The organism is Pseudomonas huaxiensis (assembly GCF_003231275.1).
Lineage (GTDB): Bacteria > Pseudomonadota > Gammaproteobacteria > Pseudomonadales > Pseudomonadaceae > Aquipseudomonas > Aquipseudomonas huaxiensis.
The window spans coordinates 1-209 of record NZ_QKVL01000236.1 but is presented as its reverse complement, the minus strand read 5'-3'; the positions used below and the strand labels follow the sequence as shown (position 1 = coordinate 209).

Sequence of the window (209 nt, the reverse complement as noted above, 5' to 3'; positions counted from 1 at the left end):
CTCTACGCGAACACCATCGGCGGCGAAGCTGGTGCTGGGACCGGCGGCGCATTGATGATTCGGGAAGCTCAGCTCGTAGCAGGGACAAAGACCGACTATGCCTACGCACCACGAATCCTTTTCCACTGGAGCGGGGTAGCTGAAGCAACGCTCGGCATGAACTCTTCCGGAAAGCCAGTGTGGAACGGAACTGCGCTGCTGCTTGCCGG

Annotated in this window: 1 protein-coding gene; it reads left to right on the top strand. The window is 60.3% G+C overall.

What is annotated here, in order from left to right:
• A partial coding sequence (locus DM374_RS34015) for a hypothetical protein (protein ID WP_225422718.1) occupies positions 1-209 on the top strand: 209 nt, incomplete at both ends.